This window comes from Enterococcus sp. LJL98, from assembly GCF_054871745.1.
Genome location: NZ_JBTXLU010000009.1, coordinates 45,953 through 62,953, shown reverse-complemented (window position 1 = coordinate 62,953; position 17,001 = coordinate 45,953). Strand labels below are relative to the sequence as shown.

Annotated in this window: 14 protein-coding genes; 9 read left to right on the top strand and 5 right to left on the bottom strand. The window is 40.7% G+C overall.

From position 1 onward, the window contains the following. Positions 1-156: 156 nt before the first annotated feature. The 6 genes from ACYSNO_RS08355 to ACYSNO_RS08330 all read left to right on the top strand — a co-directional run bounded on the left by ACYSNO_RS08355 (position 157) and on the right by ACYSNO_RS08330 (position 7,605). Positions 157-2,145 (top strand): peptide ABC transporter substrate-binding protein, encoded by a 1,989-nt coding sequence (locus ACYSNO_RS08355; RefSeq protein ID WP_461730621.1) that lies wholly within the window; start codon positions 157-159, stop codon positions 2,143-2,145. A gap of 65 nt (positions 2,146-2,210) precedes the next feature. Further along, entirely contained in the window at positions 2,211-3,698 is a 1,488-nt protein-coding gene (locus tag ACYSNO_RS08350; protein WP_461730620.1) for an ABC transporter permease, read from the top strand. 1 nt (position 3,699) lies between these two features. Continuing rightward, complete coding sequence (oppC, locus tag ACYSNO_RS08345) at positions 3,700-4,635, top strand: oligopeptide ABC transporter permease OppC (RefSeq protein WP_461730619.1); 936 nt, start codon at positions 3,700-3,702, stop codon at positions 4,633-4,635. Between the two features lie 18 nt (positions 4,636-4,653). Further along, positions 4,654-5,724, top strand: coding sequence for an ABC transporter ATP-binding protein (locus ACYSNO_RS08340; protein WP_461730618.1), 1,071 nt, complete (start codon positions 4,654-4,656; stop codon positions 5,722-5,724). Next, positions 5,717-6,655 (top strand): ATP-binding cassette domain-containing protein, encoded by a 939-nt coding sequence (locus ACYSNO_RS08335; protein WP_461730617.1) that lies wholly within the window; start codon positions 5,717-5,719, stop codon positions 6,653-6,655. Before ACYSNO_RS08340 ends, ACYSNO_RS08335 begins: the two co-directional genes overlap by 8 nt. 32 nt (positions 6,656-6,687) lie before the next feature. Further along, the gene (locus ACYSNO_RS08330; protein WP_461730616.1) at positions 6,688-7,605 is read left to right on the top strand and encodes an RNA-guided endonuclease TnpB family protein; all 918 of its coding nucleotides are present in this window, start codon (positions 6,688-6,690) and stop codon (positions 7,603-7,605) included. 167 nt (positions 7,606-7,772) lie between these two features. On the opposite strand, the gene ACYSNO_RS08325 is transcribed toward ACYSNO_RS08330, so the two are convergent. The 3 genes from ACYSNO_RS08325 to acnA form a co-directional block, all read right to left on the bottom strand. Then, positions 7,773-8,309: a biotin transporter BioY gene (locus ACYSNO_RS08325; protein WP_461730615.1), complete on the bottom strand. Its 537-nt coding sequence runs from the start codon at positions 8,307-8,309 to the stop codon at positions 7,773-7,775. Between the two features lie 80 nt (positions 8,310-8,389). Beyond that, complete coding sequence (gene icd, locus ACYSNO_RS08320) at positions 8,390-9,634, bottom strand: NADP-dependent isocitrate dehydrogenase (RefSeq protein WP_461730614.1); 1,245 nt, start codon at positions 9,632-9,634, stop codon at positions 8,390-8,392. Beyond that, positions 9,631-12,330: an aconitate hydratase AcnA gene (acnA, locus tag ACYSNO_RS08315; RefSeq protein WP_461730613.1), complete on the bottom strand. Its 2,700-nt coding sequence runs from the start codon at positions 12,328-12,330 to the stop codon at positions 9,631-9,633. The genes icd and acnA overlap by 4 nt, the downstream gene beginning before the upstream one ends. A 208-nt stretch (positions 12,331-12,538) precedes the next feature. Here acnA and ACYSNO_RS08310 point away from each other — a divergent pair, with 208 nt between their 5' ends. Further along, a complete protein-coding gene (locus ACYSNO_RS08310) occupies positions 12,539-13,870 on the top strand; it encodes a citrate/2-methylcitrate synthase (RefSeq protein WP_461730699.1) in 1,332 nt (443 codons plus the stop codon). 100 nt (positions 13,871-13,970) lie between these two features. On the opposite strand, the gene rpsD is transcribed toward ACYSNO_RS08310, so the two are convergent. Then, a complete protein-coding gene (rpsD, locus tag ACYSNO_RS08305; protein WP_461730612.1) occupies positions 13,971-14,582 on the bottom strand; it encodes a 30S ribosomal protein S4 in 612 nt (203 codons plus the stop codon). Positions 14,583-14,945: 363 nt separating this feature from the next. Between rpsD and ACYSNO_RS08300 the strand changes: the two genes are divergently transcribed. Next, positions 14,946-15,743 (top strand): formate/nitrite transporter family protein, encoded by a 798-nt coding sequence (locus ACYSNO_RS08300; RefSeq protein ID WP_461730611.1) that lies wholly within the window; start codon positions 14,946-14,948, stop codon positions 15,741-15,743. A 49-nt stretch (positions 15,744-15,792) separates the two neighbouring features. On the opposite strand, the gene ACYSNO_RS08295 is transcribed toward ACYSNO_RS08300, so the two are convergent. Beyond that, positions 15,793-16,227, bottom strand: coding sequence for a GNAT family N-acetyltransferase (locus ACYSNO_RS08295; RefSeq protein WP_461730610.1), 435 nt, complete (start codon positions 16,225-16,227; stop codon positions 15,793-15,795). 230 nt (positions 16,228-16,457) lie between these two features. On the opposite strand from ACYSNO_RS08295, the gene ACYSNO_RS08290 reads away from it, so the two are divergent. Then, positions 16,458-16,919, top strand: coding sequence for a YaiI/YqxD family protein (locus tag ACYSNO_RS08290; protein ID WP_461730609.1), 462 nt, complete (start codon positions 16,458-16,460; stop codon positions 16,917-16,919). The last annotated feature ends 82 nt before the right edge of the window (positions 16,920-17,001 follow it).

Here is a 17,001-nt window from a genome sequence, read left to right as displayed (position 1 = left end):
TATTAAAAAAAGTGATTGACGAACAAAAAAAAATCGTGTATTATTTTCTCATGCTTATCTAATTTTTCAGACAATTCAAATTTTTGAAAGGATTTTCGAGAATTTGAAAAAATGAAAAGTGGGAATGCAAAGAAAAGGGAAAATGGAGGAGTATACATGAAAGTAAGAAAGGTTTTAGCAACTGTATTGGTTAGTACATTTGTGCTTGCAGCGTGTAGTAATGGGAACACAGGTAGCAGTAACGACACTGGGGGCAAAGGTGACGAAAGTAGTGCGCCAGTCGCATACACAACTGTATTTCCAACACCAACTGATTTAGAAACATTAGATTACACTGTTTCTCAACGTGCAACAAATGGTATCCACTTTGCAAACTTTGTGGACGGCTTGATGGAAAATGATCCTTTGGGAGAATTAGTTCCAGCAATGGCTGAATCATGGGAAGTCAGTGAAGATGGCTTAACTTACACCTACAAAATTCGTGAAGGCGTTCAGTGGTTAGACAGTGAAGGCAATGAATTTGGTGCCGAAGTAACTGCTCATGATTGGGTTACTGGATTGAAGCACGCAGTTGCAGAAAAATCAGAAACACTGTACATCGTTGGAAACAGTATCGTCGGATTAAACGACTACATTGAAGGAAAAACAGATAATTTTGATGATGTTGGCGTGAAAGCGTTAGATGATTACACTTTAGAGTATACTTTAAACCAACCAGAATCATTCTGGAACTCAAAAACAACTTATGGAATTTTATTCCCAATTAATGAAGAATTCTTAGAATCAAAAGGGGACGCTTTTGGTCAACCAACGCCAGATGGTATCCTTTATAACGGTCCGTTTATCTTAAAAAATAATACCGCAAAATCGGTCATTGAGTATGAGAAAAACGAAGACTACTGGGACATCGATAATGTTCATTTAGATACAGTGAAGTTCATTTACAATGATGGAAGTGATCCAGATGGTATCTTTAAGTCTTTCCAAGAAGGTACTTTTGTAAAAGCGCGCGTTTATCCAAACTCACCGGGTTATAAAGATGTGGTTGCTGCTTATCCAGACGCGGTGACATGGACGTTGCCAGGCGGTTCAACTTATAATGTTACCTTTAACTTTAACCGTGGCACTTTTGATGCAACATCAAAAACAACGGATAAACAAAAAGCAGATACCCAAGCAGCAATTCGTAACCGTGATTTCCGCTTAGCCGTCTTGTTCGGGTTTGATACTCGCTCATACCGTGCGCAAAACGTAGGGGATGAAGGGGCAGGACAAAGCTTACGTAATACCTTAGTGCCAACACAATTTGTAAGTATCGAAGGACAACCATTTGGCGATAGCGTTCAAACGAAATTACAAGCATTAGATGCAGATGCATTTGGTGATGTGAACTTAGCAGAAGGACAAGATGCATACTACAATGCCGACAAAGCAAAAGAGTACATTGAAAAAGCACGTAAAGCACTAGAAGCAGATGGCGTGGAATTCCCAATTCACTTAGATATTCCAGTTGATGGAGACGTCGAAGTGGGAGTAAACCAAGTGAAATCCTTGAAGAGCACGATTGAAGAATCACTAGGAAAAGATAACGTGGTTGTCGATATCCAAATGCTAAGTAGAGATCAATATTTACAAGCAACTTACCAAGCGACGACTGGTGAAGCTGGTGACTTTGATATTTCAAACGCTTCTGGTTGGGGACCTGACTACATTGATCCGTCAACATATTTAAACATTTACGACTCTCGTACAGGAGACATGTTAAAAACTTTAGGTCTTGAAGGTTCTGCCATCGTTCAAGGAGAGGATCCATCAGTAGCAGCGAAAGCGGCGATTGGTTTAGAAGAGTATGACGCATTATTAGATAAAGCAAACGCGATTTTTGATAACGATGATGCACGCTACGAAGCTTATGCAGAAGCAGAAGCTTGGTTACTAAATGCTGTGATTCAAATTCCAGTTAACTCAAACGAAGGACTACCAAATGTGACAAAAGTTGTACCATTTACAAAACCTGAAGCTTGGGCAGGCTTATCAACAGATAAATTGAAATTTATCAAGTTGCAAGAAGATGTTGTAACTGTGGATCAGTTTGATAAAGCTTTTGAACAATGGACAGCTGATAAAGAGGCAGCAGCGAAATAAGGATTTAAAGTAAAAGAGGCTAATTGTAGCCTTTTTTACTTACATATAGAAAGTAGGGACAGAAATTGAAGCGATACCTTTCATTTAGAATACTCCGATCAATCATTAGTATCTTTCTGGTAACGACAATCACCTATGGTGTGATTTATACAATGGTTCCTCGTAGAAACGTCTTTAAAGACGATGTGAACTATGGGAAACTAAAAGGAAAACCAGATGAATTAGCAAATTATGAAAACACAGCTTTTAGCAAAATGGGATATATTGATTTTTTATCATCAAAAGAATTAATTGATACCGTTCGAAAAGAACACGAGGGATTGACAGGAGAGCCAACCGCAGAGAATAAAGCAATCTTAGAAGAGTGGGCGAAGACCAATGGTTGGGAACTACGCCAGTTACCAATTAGTCAGGCCTTTTATACAATTAAAGATATCCCATTGCCACAACGTGTGTTTCGTTTTTATGCCAATATGATACAGATTGATCATCCATGGAAGGTCAAAGATCCATCAAATCCGGATCTTAAGCGGTCACTACGTTTCGAAAAAGACGATACGGTGGGATTTGCCTTAGTTGGTTCAGGGACACAATACAAATATCAAATTTATTTTGATAAAAAATTCCCTTATATCCACCAAAATATCGTGCACTTAAATTTAGGTACCTCTTATCCAACGTTTGCTGGACAAGACGTGATGGGCGTTATTTCAAATGGGCAAGGAAAGACAGATAGTCGTGAGCTTACCTTCCCAACGGGTGTGACGGTTAAATCTGCTGCAGATTTGACTACGCGACAATACCAACTAACAGAAAAACTTTCTTCAAAACAGAAAAAATTATTTAATGATAACTATGCGAACACTGAAAACATTTATCGTGATCCATCAATGATTGGTACTTCCTTTAGAATGGGTATTATCGCCGTATTCTTAGCTTATGGAATTGGGATTCCATTTGCGATGTTAATGGCCCGCTACAAGGGACGTTTCCCAGATAAGATCGGTATTGGGTTTGTCACCGTCTTGATTTCTGTACCAAGTTTGGCCTTCATTTATTTCTTCCGCTATATTGGTAGCAATTGGTTTGGCCTGCCGGATTCTTTCCCAACCTTAGGGGCAGGAGACATTCGCTCGTACGTCTTGCCAACGGTCATTTTAGGCTTGCTATCCGTTTCGAATATCGTAATTTGGATTCGTCGTTACATGATTGACCAACAATCCGCCGATTACGTGAAATTTGCGAAAGCGAAAGGTTTAAGTACTGGCGAAATTGCGCGAAAACATATCTTTAAAAACGCCGCGATTCCTATTGCCAACCAAATTCCAATGAGTATTATTGGTGCGATTACCGGAGCAACGATTACAGAAACAGTTTTTGCAGCGCCAGGAATGGGTAAAATGTTACCGGATGCCATTATTGCCAATAACAATCCAATTGTGATTGCGATTGTCTTTGTCTTTACAACCGTGGCTGTGACGTCTGTCCTTTTAGGAGACTTAACGATGGCACTGGTTGACCCAAGAATTAACTTAGCAGAAAGAGGAGAATAAAATGGAAAAAACGGATCAAAAAATAAATGATGGCTTTACTTTCGTCACCATTGACTCCTTAGCTTCTGAAAAAATCGATACCCCAACGTATTCTTATTGGCGTTCAGTGGGTCGGAAATTCTTTTCAAGTAAGACAGCGATTGCGATGTTAATTTTAATGACAGCCATATTACTAATGTCTTTTATTCAACCATTAATTAGTGGTTATGACTTCATGAACGTGGAAGACATTAATGACTTTTCAAAACGTTACAACCCACCAAGTCTAGAAAATTGGTTTGGGACAGATGCAAACGGGATGTCTTTGTTTGACGCTGTTTGGGCAGGTGCCAAGACATCGATTTCGATTTCTGTGATTGCAACGATTATTACGACAACTATTGGTGTCATTTTAGGAGCCATTTGGGGTGTCTCACAAAAATTCGATAAAATCATGTTAGAGATTTATAACGTGATTTCAAACGTACCACAGCTCTTAATTATCATTGTCATGTCTTATACTTTTGGAAATGGCTTTTGGAACTTAATTTTTGCAATGTGTGTCACCGGTTGGTTAGCCCCTGCCTACTTTATTCGGGTGCAAGTCATGATTATGCGTGATCGTGAATACAACCTTGCTTCACGGACGCTAGGTACACCGAAGTTACGGATGATTTTCAGAAACATTTTGCCCTATTTAACTTCGATTATTGTGACCGATGTCTCACGTTCGTTACCGGCATTTATCTCGTATGAAACCTTCCTGTCTTTCTTAGGCGTTGGTTTAAGTGCGAATGTGCCATCTTTAGGACGTTTAATTTCACAATATACCAATAACATGGGGAACTACCCTTATCTATTCTGGATTCCAGTTACCGTTTTAGCCTTAGTTTCTGTTTCCCTTTACATTGTTGGACAGACCTTGGCCGATGCCGCTGACCCAAGAACACATATGTAAGAGGAGGAATTAGTTAAAATGGCGAAAAAAACAATTTTAAGTGCTGAAGATATTTCAGTGAGCTTTAAAGTTCGTAGTAGTGAATTACGTGCCATTCGTAACGTTTCTCTTGAACTCAAAGAGCAAGAAACGTTAGCGATTGTTGGAGAATCTGGTTCTGGTAAATCAGTTTTAACCAAAACTTTTACTGGCATGCTTGAATCCAACGGTGCGATTACTGGTGGAACGATTCGTTACGAAGATAAAATATTAAGTGATTTGAAAAAAGATGCGGAGTGGGAAGGGATTCGTGGGAAAGAAATTGCTACGATTTTCCAAGACCCGATGACTTCGTTAAATCCGATTAAGACCATTGGATCGCAAATATCGGAAGTGATTGTCAAACATCAGAAAAAATCAATCAAAGAAGCCAAAAAAATGGCGATTGATTTAATGAATCGGACCGGAATTCCCTTTGCTGAAAAGCGTTATGATGATTACCCATTTCAATATTCCGGTGGGATGCGTCAACGGATTGTCATTGCGATTGCCTTAGCTTGTCGTCCGAAAATCTTGATTTGTGATGAACCGACGACGGCGTTAGATGTGACGATTCAAGCGCAAATATTAGATTTAATCCGTGAACTACAAGAAGAATATAAATTTACAACGATTTTTATCACCCATGACTTAGGTGTTGTTGCTTCCATTGCCGATCGAGTAGCGGTGATGTATGCAGGTCAAATCGTAGAATCAGGGACAGTGGAAGAAATTTTTTACAATCCACAACATCCGTATACATGGAGCTTGCTATCATCCTTGCCGCAATTAGGAAATCGTGGAGATCAGTTATATTCTGTTCCAGGTACACCGCCATCCCTTTATAAAGCAATTCAGGGCGATGCGTTTGCCCCACGAAGTGCTTATGCGATGGAAATTGATTTTAATGAAGAACCACCAATGTTCCAGGTTTCGGAAACGCATTTTGCGAAAACGTGGTTACTTGATCCAAGAGCGCCAAAAGCTGAAAAACCTGAAATCATTCAAAATCTACATGAAAAAATGGTTGCATTACAAAAAGCACAAGCTGGAGGAAATGAAGATGTCTAAAGATAAAGAAGTCTTATTATCCATTAAAGACCTTGAGATAACCTTTGGTGAGGGGAAGAAAAAATTTGTTGCCGTTCAAGACGTCAACTTTGACGTTTATAAAGGGGAAACCTTCTCCTTAGTAGGAGAGTCTGGTTCTGGGAAAACAACGATTGGTCGTGCGATTGTCGGATTGAATCCAACGAGCCATGGGGATATCCTCTTTGAAGGGAAAAAAATTAACGGAAAGTTATCCAAAGCAGAATTAGAAGATACGATTCGTAAAGTGCAAATGATTTTCCAAGACCCATCAGCTTCGTTAAACGAACGGGCAACGGTCGAGTACATTATTTCAGAGGGGCTTTATAATTTTGGCTTATTTGACTCAGAAGAAGATCGTTTAGCCAAAGTAGAGAAAATCATTGAGCAAGTCGGCTTGTTACCGGAACATATGTATCGCTATCCGCATGAATTTTCTGGCGGTCAACGCCAACGAATCGGGATCGCTCGAGCGTTAATTATGGAGCCTTCGCTCGTTATTGCGGATGAGCCCATTTCGGCTTTAGATGTTTCCATCCGGGCACAAGTTTTGAATCTATTGAAAGAATCTCAAGTTCAAAATGATGTGACCTATTTCTTTGTTGCTCATGATTTATCTGTTGTTCGTTTTATTTCCGACCGAATTGCAGTAATCCGCTCGGGTCGAATCGTTGAAATGGCGGAAACGGAAGAATTATTCCGTAACCCATTGCATCCGTATACGAAGGCATTATTGTCCGCTGTTCCTGTGCCAGATCCAATTTTGGCGCGTCAAAAAGAACTGATTGTCTATGATCCGGAAATGCACGACTACTCCGTTGATCAGCCCGTCTTTAGTGAAGTGAAACCTGGCCATTTTGTTTATGGAAATGAAAAAGAATTAGAGGGTTACCGTAAAGCGATTCGCTCGTAAGTGTTCCTTAGTGAAAGAATTGAGGTCGAAAGATGAGTGTTTTAAAAGCTTATCGATTTAAAATTTATCCAGATGAAGAGCAGAAACGTTTTTTTGTGACAACATTTGGTTGCGTTCGTTTTACTTACAACCATTTATTAATTGCTCGGCAACAAGCAGAAGGAGGAAAACAAACTCCTGCGACGCTAAAAAAAGACTATCCGTTTTTAAAACAAACGGATAGCTTGGCCTTAGCGAATGCTCAGCGTAATCTTGAAAAGGCGTTTCGGCGCTATTTTACAGGGAAGAGTGATTATCCAAGTTTAAAAAACAAATCGAATCCTTTGCAATCTTACACGACCAATAATCAAGGGCAAACCATTACCTTGTCGAATGGGTACTTGAAACTACCGAAATTAAAAAGTTTGGTGGCTGTGAATTGTCATCGAGAGATTCAAGGGGTGATTAAGTCCGCGACGATTTCATCGCGTAATAACGAAGCGTTTTTTGTTTCAATTCTTTGCTCAGAAGAAGTCGTGCCCTTACCCAAGACCAAACGTACGATCGAACTTACGTATTCGGTTGAAACGTTAATTGCGAGTCCAAGTTTTGAAGCGCCGATTGCTTTCAATCAAGAAAAGTTACTTGAGCGAATTGATCGAGTGCAAAGAAGATTGAAAGTTCGGGGGAAAGCGGCTCGTAAAAGACGCGTGCCTTTAGCTTATGCCAAGAATTATCAAAAACAAAAGGCGAAACTCGGACGTTTGCAATTATCTTGTAAGGAAAAAAAGGAAAATTATTTTGATCAAGTCTCGTATGCTTTGATTCGAGAATATGATCTGATTGCCATTCAAAAAGAGTTGCCGAAAGAAGTGTTGACTGGGAACTTTACGAAAGCAGATTGGCAAGCTTTTTTAAAGAAATTAGCTTATAAAGCGACATGGTATGGAAAAGAAATCCAATATCTTTAAATTGTTTGAACTGGAAGGAGCTCCAGGGATCGCCCAGGGTATAAAAAAAGTCTTTGAGCTTTTGTTTCTAGGAATCCGTCTCACTAATTATGAAAAACCAAAAAGAAAGAGGAGTCGCGTCGATGGATGCGACTCCTCTTTCTTTTGATTGTTCGTCAAGAAAGTGACTAAGCGAGATGGAAGAACTTTTCAGGTAATCGTTTTTTGATTAAAACCGCTAAAAAACCAACTCCGATTGCCTTTAACACTTCCGGTAAGAGGAAGGGGAGGAAGCCGCTATTGAATCCTTGGACGAATGTTAAATCGGCGACGAAGCTTAACCAAATCGCTCCAATGGTTAAGGCAAGGAGAAAACCGATTAAATTGATGCCAATCACGGAAAAGTAGGTCCAATTCTTTCGTAAACTTCCAATGAGTATGCTTGCAAAAATGAATCCAATTAAATACCCCCCGGTTGGTCCAAAAAGAACACCAAAACCACTTTTCCCTCCAGCGAAAACAGGCAAACCGACTAGACCCAATAAAAGATAAATGCTAATGGCCCATGTCCCTGTTCGACGACCGAGTAAGGTAGCCGTCAGACCGATTGTGAAAGTCTGTAAACTTAAAGGGACGAACCCTAAAGGGATGATGATTTGTGCCCCGACAGCGATGATTCCAGCAAACATCGCTGCTAGTAATTGTTCTCTTAATACGAAACGCATAAAAAAACTCCTCTCTTAAAAAGACTGTAAGAGGAGTATAGCATTTCGTTAACCTATTTGTAAATAGTTGGTTAACGAAATTAGGATGATTTTTGAATCAATCGAACTAATTCTTCGCCAAAAGCTTGCGTTGTCAGTAAAGTAGCATCGTCTAATTGTTGCGCGAAATCGCTTGTGACTTTCTTTTGTTGAAGGGCGTCTTCGATTGCTTGTGTAAGCAGGTCTGCTGCTGCTTGCCAGCCGAGATACTCTAACAACATAACAGCAGAAAGGAGCAAGGAGCATGGATTGGCTTTTCCTTGGCCGGCGATATCTGGAGCTGTCCCATGAGTCGCCTCAAAAATAGCATGGCCCGTTAAGAAGTTTATATTTGCACCGGGTGAAATGCCAATGCCGCCGACTTGAGCTGCAAGCGCATCGGAGAGGTAGTCGCCGTTTAAGTTTGTGGTGGCGACGACATCGTATTTTTCAGGATATAGTAAAATTTGCTGCAAGAAGTTATCTGCAATCACATCGTTAATCAGAATCTTTCCTGCTGCTGAGGCGCTCTCTTTTGCTTTCTCTGCAGCCTGAATGCCTTGGCTAGTTTTTATCTGCTCGTATTGGCGCATCGTGAAGGTCGTCTCTTGAAAGCTGTTTTCCGCAACCTCGTAGCCCCACTCCTTAAATCCACCTTCGGTAAACTTCATGATATTGCCTTTATGAACGAGAGTGACGCTTGTTCGTCCTTGTTGTATCGCGTATTCAATGGCAGAGCGTACAAGACGTTGACTGCCTTCTTGTGAAATTGGTTTGATACCAATCGCGGAAGACGCAGGAAAACGAATGGCATGGACGTTTAATGACTCTTGTAAAAAATGAATGAGTTGCTGCGTCTCTTGGCCGTTTTTAGGAAATTCGATACCGGCGTATACGTCCTCTGTATTTTCCCGGAAAATCACCATATCGGTTTTCTCTGGTTCTTTCACTGGAGAAGGAACACCTTTGAAATAGCGAACCGGTCGGACGCATGCGTATAGATCCAGTTTTTGTCGTAAGGCCACATTAATGGAACGGATGCCACCACCAACAGGGGTTGTTAGCGGTCCTTTAATGGCAATTTTGGCACGACTCATTGTTTCAAGGGTGGCTGCGGGTAACCATTCACCCGTTTGATTAAAGGCTTTTTCACCGGCTAATACTTCTTCCCAAACGAGGCGTTTCGTACCATGGTAGGCTTGTTCCACTGCTGCCTCAATTACTGGTTGGCTGGCTTGCCAAATTTCAAGGCCGATGCCGTCTCCAGGGATGTAGGGGATGATTTTTTCTTCAATTGTCTGTGTCATGCGTGTGATTCACCTAAACTTTCACTTAATTTTTTGCGAATGACCATTGGTAAGATTCCTTGGTGCTTCCAATAACGAATATCTGCAGGTGCGTCAAAACGTAATCGTGTCATGAAGCGTGTCTCTTGTTGCTTGTCGTCGGTTGCAATCACTTCCACGAGCTGTCCGACTGCAGGTTCTTCCGGTAAAAGGACTTGGAATTTTTCAAAGCCAGTTAAACCAAGGGAAGTCGCTGTTTCACCTGGTAAATACTCTAGTGGAACAACGCCCATCATGACTAAATTGCTCCGGTGAATTCGTTCAAAGCTTTCAGCTAAGACGACTTTCACTCCGAGCAATTGCGTTCCTTTGGCCGCCCAGTCCCGTGAAGAACCCATGCCGTAATCTTTTCCAGCTAAAATCATGCAATCAATGTTGGCTGCTTGATAGCGCTGTGCGGCATCGTAAATGAACATCTCTTCGCCTGATGGCAAGTATTTGGTGTAGCCGCCACTAATTTCAGGAACAAGTTGATTTTGCAAACGAATATTTCCAAAAGTCCCTCGCATCATGACTTCGTGATTCCCACGACGTGAACCATAAGAGTTAAAATCGCTGTAGCTTAAGCCTTTTTCTTTGAGGTACTTTCCAGCAGAAGAATGTAAAGCAATGCTTCCTGCAGGAGAAATATGATCTGTGGTAACAGAGTCACCCAAGTTCGCTAAGATATGTAAATTGGAAAGGGCGCCTTGTTCAGGTAATTCTTTCGTTAAGTCCTTAAAGTATGGTGGATGAGCAATATAAGTTGAAAGTTCATCCCAAGAGTAGCAATCACTCTGGCTTGTTTCAATAGCGTTCCAACGCTCATTCGCGCTAAATAAATCATCATAGGCTTCTCGAAAGGCTTCAGGAGAAACGAATTGATCGATATAGGACAAGACTTCTTCTTTATCTGGCCAAATATCACTTAGGAAAACAGGTTGGCCGAGTTGGTCTTGGCCGATTGCTTCTGTTGTTAGATCTTTTTTGATGGTACCCGCCAAAGCGTAGGCAACCACCAGTGGGGGTGAAGCTAAGTAGTTGGCCTTAATGAGTGGGTGAATCCGCCCTTCGAAATTTCGGTTACCCGAAAGGACGGACGAAACCAACATTTCTTCTTTTTGTAAAGCCTCCGTGATTTCTTCAGCTAAAGGTCCAGAGTTTCCGATACATGTCGTACAACCATAACCAACCAGATAAAAGCCGAGTTTTTCTAAGTAGGGCATGAGGCCGCTTGCTTGCAAGTAGCTAGTAACGATTTTTGAGCCCGGTGCTAGTGAAGTTTTTACGTAATCAGGGACCTTTAACCCCTTTTCGACAGCGTGTTTCGCAAGTAAACCGGCAGAAAGCATGACAAAGGGATTACTTGTATTTGTACAGCTCGTAATGGCAGCAAGTAGCAAGTCCCCAGTCTCAATGACTTTGTCTTCTTTGTCCCAATCGATTGTCACCGATTTATGGCTTTCTTCTTCGGACAAGCCGAAACCTTTTGGACCGACGGGTGCAGTGACGCTATCAGTGAAATCTTTTGCAACATCTCCTAGTAAAATCCGGTCTTGCGGACGTTTTGGTCCGGCTAAGGCAGGTTGAATAGTTGCTAAGTCAACTGTAACGACTTTTGTGTAAGTCGGTTCGTTTGTTGGGTCATAGAATAAATGATTGTTTTTGGCATAAGCTTCGACGCGCTCAACTACCGCTTCGGAACGTCCTGTGATTCTGAGGTAACGCAAGGTTTCTTCGTCAATGGGACAAAAACCACATGTTGCGCCATATTCAGGTGCCATGTTCGCAATCGTTGCCCGATCGGCTAAGCTTAATTCAGCATAACTTGGACCGTAAAACTCTACGAATTTTCCAACGACTTGCTCTTTACGTAAAGTCTCTGTAATGGCTAAGACAAGATCGGTTGCGGTTGCCCCAGGAGAAAGTTCGCCAATGAAGCGCACGCCGATTACTTCAGGTGTTGGAAAGAATGACGCTTCACCTAAAAGAGCGGCTTCTGCTTCAATTCCACCGACACCCCAACCTAAGACGCCAAGTCCATTAATCATTGTTGTATGAGAATCCGTTCCTTGCAAGGTGTCCGGTAAGAGCCAATCGATGCCTGACTTTTGTTCCGTAAGTACGACGTCTGACAAGGCTTCTAAATTGACTTGGTGGATGATCCCGGTTTCAGGAGGGACAACATCGAAGTTTTCAAAAGAAGATTGCGCCCACTTTAAGAATTCATAGCGTTCGTTGTTTCGTTCGAATTCTTTTGCGGTATTATAAGCAATCGCTCCTTGATTGCCATACTGATCGACTTGGACGGAGTGATCAATCACTAAAGTTACGGGAATATCTGGATTGATGTCCGCTGCTTTTCCATCTAGCGCAACCATCGCATCACGCATTGCTGCTAAATCGACCACTGCTGGCACACCGGTGAAGTCTTGCAAGATGACCCTCGCAACTTTAAAAGGAACGACCCCTTGTGGTTTTTCTGCTTGCCAGTTGGCTAAGCTTGCAACATCATCTGTTGTGATATCTTCTCCCATTTGACGGGCAACGCTTTCTAATAATACTCGGATGGAGTAAGGAAGGTTTGTTAGATTCGAATGATAAGTTTTTGTAACGGCATCTAAATCGAGGTAAGTGTAGGTTTTGTCGGATAAGACAAGGTTTTTGTGCCAATTCATAAGTAAATCCTCCAGTCTGTAAAATCTAAAGATATGAATAATTATACGTTCAAAATGAAAAAAAGCAAATGATAAATGAAAAAATCTTTCATTTTCATCTTATCATGCTATAATACGTTTTAATAAATCAAATGCGAAGAGGTCTATTATGACATCTTCATGTTAGAAGATGTAAGAAAAGGAGTCGATACTTTTGGATCGCGAGAAAATGTTGCAACAAATTAAAGAAAACAATCAAATTGCGAATGCATTCTATTCAAAATATGAAGTCAAAAGAGGTCTAAGGGACGATCAAGGAAAAGGGGTTGTTGCTGGTTTAACAACGATTTCAACCGTTTATCCTGAGAAAATTGAAAATGGGAAAATTGTGCCTGGCTGTGGCGAATTGCGTTATCGGGGGATCTCGATTGATGCGCTTGTCGAGGGATTCGTTTCAGAAAATCGTTTTGGTTTTGAAGAAGTTGCCTATCTCCTCTTATTTGGAGAATTACCAACACGAGCAGAACTAGGAGCATTTCAATCTTATATCGTCAGCCGTCGCACCTTGCCGACGAATTTTGTCCGCGACGTTATTATGAAAGCGCCCTCTGCAGACTTAATGAATAGTCTTTCGCGAAGCGTGTTAACCTTAGCCAGTTATGATGAAAAATCGGACGATATTTCATTGGAAAATGTGTTGGATCAAAGCCTAATGTTAATTAGTGTCTTTCCATTATTAGCGATTTACGCCTACCATGCTTACAATCATTATAATAAGGAAGAAAGCATGTACATTCATTTACCGAAAGAAAACATTAGTACGGCAGAAGCGCTCTTGCAAATGTTGCGTCCGGACTGTTCTTATACCAAACAAGAAGCGCAAACGCTAGATATGGCTTTAGTTTTGCATATGGAGCATGGTGGGGGGAATAACTCAACCTTTACGACACGTGTAGTCACTTCAAGTGGAACAGATACTTATTCAACGATTTCCGCAGCTTTAGGTTCATTAAAAGGACCGAAGCATGGTGGAGCAAATATTAAAGTGACCCAAATGATGGCCGATTTGAAAGAACAAGTGAAGGATTATAGTGATGAGGCTGCTGTTGCTCAATATTTGGAAGATTTATTAGATAAAAAAGCATTTGACCAAAAAGGGTTAATTTATGGCATGGGACACGCAATTTATAGTGATAACGACCCACGGGCTGCGATTTTTAAAAGGTATGTCTCGAAACTAGCGGAAGAAAAAGGCGAGGAAGCTTGGAAGGAATATCAACTTTATACGATGGTAGAGCGCTTAGCGCCAGAAATTATTGCCAATAAGCGGAAAATGTTTAAAGGAGTCAGTGCCAATATTGATTTCTTTAGCGGTTTCGTTTATCACTTGCTTGGGTTACCAGAAGAAATTTATACACCGATTTTTGCCATTGCGCGAATTGTGGGTTGGTCAGCCCATCGGATGGAAGAATTAATTAATGCACAAAAAATCATTCGACCAGCCTACCAAGAAGTCACAGAAGATCGAGCGTATCAAACAATCGATGAACGAGGAGAATAAAGGATTTAAAAGGAGGAGGACATTTTTCCTCCTTTTGAATTGAAGCAAAAAAAAGAACGACCCTTCCGAATGGAAGATTTCGTTCTTTTCTCTTGTTGTCTTAGATTAATTTGTTGTAGTACTCAACGACAAGTAATTCGTTGATTTCTTGTGATAATTCATCACGTTCAGGTAAGCGAGTGAATGAACCTTCTAATTTTTCTTCGTCAAAAGAAACGAATGAAGGACGTCCAATTGTTGCTTCTACTGCCTCTTTGATGACAGGAACGTTTTTCGATTTTTCGCGAACAGCAATCACTTGTCCAGGTTGTACGCGGAATGATGGGATATCAACGCGTTTGCCGTCAACTGTGATGTGACCGTGGTTAACTAATTGACGAGATTGGCGACGAGTTGTTGCTAATCCTAAGCGGTAAACAACATTGTCTAAACGTTGCTCAAGTAAGATCATGAAGTTCACACCGTGTGTTCCTTCTTTGATTTTCCCTGCTTGGATAAATAACGTACGGAATTGACGTTCGTTCATGCCGTACATGTGACGTAGTTTTTGTTTTTCGTTTAATTGTAGTCCGTATTCAGAACGTGCGCCACGGCTAGTTGGTCCATGTTGACCAGGAGCGTAAGGGCGACGAGCTAATTCTTTCCCTGTGCCTGATAATGAGATACCTAAGCGACGAGAGATTTTCCATGCTGGTCCAGTATAACGTGCCATAATAAAATTCCTCCAATAAATATAAGTTTTTGGAGTAAAATAATCCGATGAAAGGTTCGTTCTTCGTGTAGTTCATTCTTCAATCTTCACCTTTGCAGCCGTGGCTACGCAATTGAACTTTCTTATAAAAGCGATGAACTGGGGACGAGGAGCTACTTTTCTGCTGCATTATTTTACACAAAGGATATTGTAACACGCTGAAGAAAGATTTGTCAAATCAATTGAAGGTCGAATGCGGTGTTCAGTTTCTGAAAACGTTGAACTTTTTTCACAAATGTTTCACTGAACACTTTACAAATGCTTGCAATCTCTTTAAAATAAAGAAGAATACTAGATGAAATAAAGTTAGAGGAGAACGAAAAAATGAATCCTATCTCGCCATTATTTGAAAAAATTGATGCATCAATTGGGAAAAAATTGAATTTGATTGAAACAAGTTATGCTCGTTATGCGTTAAGAGCTGTGTTTGCCTGTCTCTTTTTAACCTTAGGAACCGCGGTCGCTTTTAGTATTGCCATTAAAGGTGAAGCGCTCGCACTGGGTGTAGGAAAAATGCTCTATTCCTTTATGTTTAGCTGGTCATTGGTGATGATTTTGTATATGAATGCGGAGCTTGGAACGTCAAACATGTTATACATGACGGTTGGGTATTATCGGAAGCGTCTAAGTTTTGCGAAAGCAGCAAAAATTTTATTGACTTGTTTATTCTTTAATCTGATTGGTGGGGTGTTTTGCGGGTATCTCATTTCGTTAACGGGGCCTTTTCAAAACTTACCAGAAAATAGCTATTTGTTTGTCTCGATTGCAAGTAAGTTAGAGAAATCGACCCTTCAAATTATTGTAGAAGGAATTTTTGCAAATGTCGTAGTGAATGTTGCTGTTTTAGTCAGCATGCGTATGAAAGACGACGCTGGAAAAGTAATGTCGATTATTTTTATCATCTTTATTTTTGCCTTTTTAGGCTTTGAACACGTCATTGCTAATTTTCCAGCCTTTAGCTTAGCGTATTTTGCTTCCAATGGCAGCTTAGAAGCGATGACTGCGGGAAGTGTCTTCCATAATTTATTTTTTGCCTTGATTGGGAACTATATTGGTGGTGGATTAATTATTGGCGCGGGTTATGCTTGGTTGAATAACTCGAAATCAACGTATGTGGATTAAAAAAGAAACGCTCTTTTCAGACAAGGGATTGTCTGAAAAGAGCGTTTCTTTACAGTTTTTTCATAAAACGTTTCTGAATCTTATTGGAGTCGTAACCGATTTTTTCATAAAAGAAATGTGCTCGTGTTCGCTCTTTTCCAGAGTTTAGCCGAATACCCTTTAGCCCTCGTTTGAGAGCCTCTGATTCTATCCCGCTCATTAAGCACTTACCGATCCCTTGTCCTTCAAATTCTTTTGCAACAGCGAGGGCCATCAGGTTAAACAGGGGTTCGGAATAAAGAGACTCATAAATTTCAGCATGTACGTAGCCGCAAACGATTTTTGTGTCTGGCTGTTCATAGACTAAAAAAGAATGATGCCGAGGGTCATTTAACAGTTTGTTCATACGATTAACGGTCTCTTGGAAGGATGCCTGGTAGCCTAATTGAGTGGTATTTATTTCAACTAAGTATTGGGCGTCTTCTATTTTCATTTCTCGTAGCAAGGAAAACCCACCTTTCCGTTCTCTTAATGTAATAAGTCTATCAAATGAAAGAGAAAGAGCAAGAGAAAGAATGAGGGGGAGTTCTGACCGTTTGTCTTGCAGAAATTGAAAAAGGATTTAGTGAGGATAAGTGATGAAGATGCCCACCCTTTTTCTGTCTAAAGAATGATTCCTTCAAAAAAAAAGTGCTATAATCAAACAACGATCATTCAAAAACAAAGGAGAAAAAAATGCGTTTAATTATTGATGGCGATGGTTCGCCAGTTAAAGAAGAAGTCATTCGATTGGGTGAGAAATTGAATCTGCCAGTTATTATTATTACGAGTGTCGATCATTACACGATAAAAGAATATCCAGACTTTGTTCATTTTATCTATGTCGATAAAGGAGCGGATCGAGCCGATTACCAAATTGTAAAGGAAATCAAAACCGGCGATGTATTGATTACGCAAGATTACGGGCTGGCGTCGCTTGTCTTACCAAAAGAGGTTCGTGTTTTTCATCACTCAGGTGAAGAATATTTAAAGGAAACGATTGATGTGTTATTGCTGCAACGCTATTTGAGCGCAGCAATTCGCCGGTCAGGAAAGCGGACAAAGGGTCCGAAGCCTTTTACCAAACAAGATCGTCAAGTGTTTTATGAGAGGTTGGAACAACAATTACAAGAAAAAGAAAGAAAGAATCGTATGTGAAATCCTTCTCATTAATTTTTTGTTAAACTATGTTCCCAAGCGCGGATTTGTGATAAAATGTGTAGGAATTACATACGCAAGT